Origin of the sequence: Streptomyces sp. JW3, assembly GCF_052216785.1 — a bacterium.
Lineage (GTDB): Bacteria > Actinomycetota > Actinomycetes > Streptomycetales > Streptomycetaceae > Streptomyces.
This window is the reverse complement of sequence record NZ_JBQOUX010000336.1, coordinates 1-231: the sequence shown is the minus strand read 5'-3', so window position 1 is coordinate 231 and position 231 is coordinate 1. Positions and strand designations below refer to the sequence as shown.

At 68.4% G+C, this 231-nt stretch carries 1 protein-coding gene; it reads left to right on the top strand.

Annotated features, from left to right (window positions below):
- On the top strand, positions 1–231 hold a 231-nt coding region (locus tag ACTT8P_RS38735; protein ID WP_442836474.1), incomplete at both ends, for an FCD domain-containing protein.

The following is a 231-nucleotide window of genomic DNA, read 5'->3' as shown; positions in this document are numbered from 1 at the left end:
GGACGTGCACGACCTGTTCTGGGCGCAGGCGACGATGGCCGGTGAGTTGGCGAGCCGGGCCGCGAAGTCGATCACCGCGCGGGAACTCGACCATCTCGCCAGCGTTGTCGACGCGCACGCGCACGCGGCTGAGAGCGGCTCCGACGACGCGCTTGTCACCTACGGCCACGAGTTCCATCGCTCGGTCAACCTGGCGGCGAACTCACGCCGGTTGACAATGCTGCTGGCCAC